The 2,675-nt window shown below is 53.9% G+C and carries 2 protein-coding genes and 1 pseudogene; 2 read left to right on the forward strand and 1 reads right to left on the reverse strand.

Annotated features, from left to right (window positions below; all coding sequences use genetic code 11):
- Positions 1 to 274: 274 nt before the first annotated feature.
- Positions 275 to 692 (forward strand): annotated as a pseudogene (locus HMPREF2896_RS12860) (transposase family protein); the annotation flags it as partial.
- Positions 693 to 1,045: 353 nt separating this feature from the next.
- Positions 1,046 to 1,309 (forward strand): hypothetical protein, encoded by a 264-nt coding sequence (locus HMPREF2896_RS09810; protein WP_011117479.1) that lies wholly within the window; start codon positions 1,046 to 1,048, stop codon positions 1,307 to 1,309.
- 861 nt (positions 1,310 to 2,170) lie between these two features.
- Here HMPREF2896_RS09810 and HMPREF2896_RS09815 read toward each other — a convergent pair.
- On the reverse strand, positions 2,171 to 2,675 hold a 505-nt coding region (locus tag HMPREF2896_RS09815), incomplete at its 5' end, for a recombinase family protein (RefSeq protein ID WP_070719383.1).

Consider the following 2,675-nt stretch of genomic DNA (forward strand, 5'->3'; position numbering starts at 1 on the left):
TCGATCTCTTCCAGGTGACTGGTTCCTCTCTACCTCACCATCGACCCATTTCACCATCGGGAAGTAGTCAACGACCTCCTCAACGGAAAAACCGAAGCCGGCGGCGTTAATCCCCACCAAAACCGAAATCCACCAGTAGTACTAAAAGGGCTCTTCCGGTTTTAGAGTGCATTGATTAGTTCGCCGGGGGTTCGGGCGTGGCACAAGATATTGGGGTCCTTGGCTTTGTAGGAAAAAGGTATCTAATCCATCCGTACAAAACTAAGGACCTACTGTGCAGCCTAACGGAAATGTCATCGTCGATACCATCTGCCGCACCGCAAAACTAGGAACTACTATCACCGGTGCCACAGAAAACGGTGACGTCACTGTTATTGAAGCCGAACCCGTCGAGCCGATCAATGAATGCCCTACCTGCGGGCAGCCTGGAGTATTCCGCGACCACGTCATCCGCAGCCTGGTCGATCTGCCCATCGTCGGCCACCCAACAACTTCATGTGCGCCTTCCACGCTACCGGTGCACCAACAAGCGTTGCTTGCAGAAGATCTTCCGTGCTGGCCTTGCCTGCGCGCCCGACAATTCAAAGACCACGGACCAGGTGACCCACTGGATCCTGCAACGACTCTGCCTAAATCGGATGAGCGTTGCCGCTGCACCCAAGTCATTAGGCCTGGGGTGGGATATGAAGTGTCCCAGGTTTTGTTCCGTTTGATGAAACCCGTTTTTGAAACAACGTACGGAGCACAACGCACGCCGATGCCAAAGCTTCCGCAACATCGACTACCTCATCAAACCCACGACAGTGGGATTCACACCCTCAATCCCCACGCGTGCAATCTTCGCACCTCAAAGATTGAAAAATGAAAGAAACCGGAGGTAACATACCCTTTCGAGTTTGTTACTTCCGGTGGTGCAGTTTGTTCAACTGCTCATCAGGATCTTACGGGGGATAACACTAACACACCCTGACTCTTGGAAAACGCAGCACACAGACCGTGCACACCCTCACCGATAAAATGGGCACCAGTCCCGAAAGGAGAAGGAATGTACACGACCATCACCCTCGCCGCACTCGCAGTACTTTTCGTCTTAATCATCCAGACCATCCGCCGCGAACGGCCAGAAGACCGTATGTATTACGCCGCGCTTGGAGGCAGCATAAGCGCAGCAATGATCCTTGTCCCCTCCTTCCTTTTCACCCAGGCCGGTCTCTCGCGAGAACTGGCCGCACTGCTCATCTCCTTCGGCCTACTAGCCTTGTGGATTACCATTTTCGGACTCCGCCTAAACGCAAGAACTAGCAGGTAAACCTGCATAACACAGAACATATGCTTTAGCATATGGCGGAACATACGCTATAACATATGCCTAAACATATGTTCCGCCATATGGCAGGACTCGCGGGCGCACGAATACGCAGATTCCCGCCCGCAGTAGAGAAAAGGAGGGCTACGGGCTCAGTGTGGGAGTATTGCGAAACCTTCGCGCGCCCATTAGCCTAAAAAGTGACAGCACAGTTCATCCCTGAATTGCGGCTGCACAATAAAAAGGGCCCCAACGAGTGCCAGCTCGTTGAGACCCTCGGGCCTAAAGACCCACGTGAAGCATCGCGGTAACGAGCTTCACGATTACGGTCACAAGAACTATGACCTTGGTAGCCACATCTAGCCAGTCAAGCTTGGTGGCATCAAGGTCTTTTCTTTTGCGACCGGGTGTATCCAATGAGTGTTTACCCATTGTCTACCTCCCTTTACGTCGTAGGGTTGTCCGCTCGCCTGAAAAAGGCGCGCGGGACAGCCCACGTCACGCGCGGGCCTTACCGCGCACCGACGAGGAAGTCACGCCCACGCCCCACCACAGGTGGTGGGGCATGATTGTGAACCGGCACTAACGTTAGCAGCCACCCCTGACGAGACCTAGAAGCATGATTTCACCCCTGCCTTTATAAAAGCCGCCCATGAGGGGAAACCCGTACAGTGCTACTTGCAGCTGCACTCAACACCGCTAATTTCTCTGCCTGTCACCCTATCTAGACGCACGAAAATGCTGGCAGTGCTACATAACTGCCGACATATGCTTTAGCATATGCCTAAACATATGTCCCGCCATATGGCAAGACATATGACGGGGCTCATGGGCGCGCTGATCTACCATCACGGCTGCACTACCCTAGGTGTTTTTCAATGCTCGATACACCGTAGGACGGGTTACCCCAAATTCCCGCGCTAGTGCTGCCTTTGACTCCCCTGCCAATATGCGCCGTTTAATCTCCGCTACTTGCTGCGGGCTAAGAGCGGGTTTGCGGCCTTTGTACTTTCCGGCCTTTTTCGCCAACGCAATCCCCTCCGCCTGGCGCTCGCGGATAATGGCCCGCTCAAACTCCGCGAAGCTACCGAGAATTCCGAGCATTAAATCCGCGCGCGGATCGGACGTGTCTTTCGCAAACGCGAGATTCTCATGCAGGAAAGTAACAGTCACACCCTTGCCGGTAAGTTCATCAACAATACCGCGCAGATCTGTCAGCGATCGGGCGAGACGGTCAATCGACGACACGACAAGTTCGTCACCGTCTCGCACGTACGCCATACACTCGACAAGTCCAGGGCGGGCAGTCTTGGTGCGGCCGGAAATCCTATCTTCAAAAAACCGGTCAATCCTGCCGGAAGCATTGAGT

Source organism: Corynebacterium sp. HMSC069E04 (genome assembly GCF_001813175.1).
Classification (GTDB): Bacteria; Actinomycetota; Actinomycetes; order Mycobacteriales; family Mycobacteriaceae; genus Corynebacterium; species Corynebacterium aurimucosum.

Coding starts and splice junctions, on each gene's coding strand:
- HMPREF2896_RS09810 (WP_011117479.1), top strand. CDS start 1,046: ATGTACACGACCATCACCCTCGCCGCACTCGCAGTACTTTTCGTCTTA.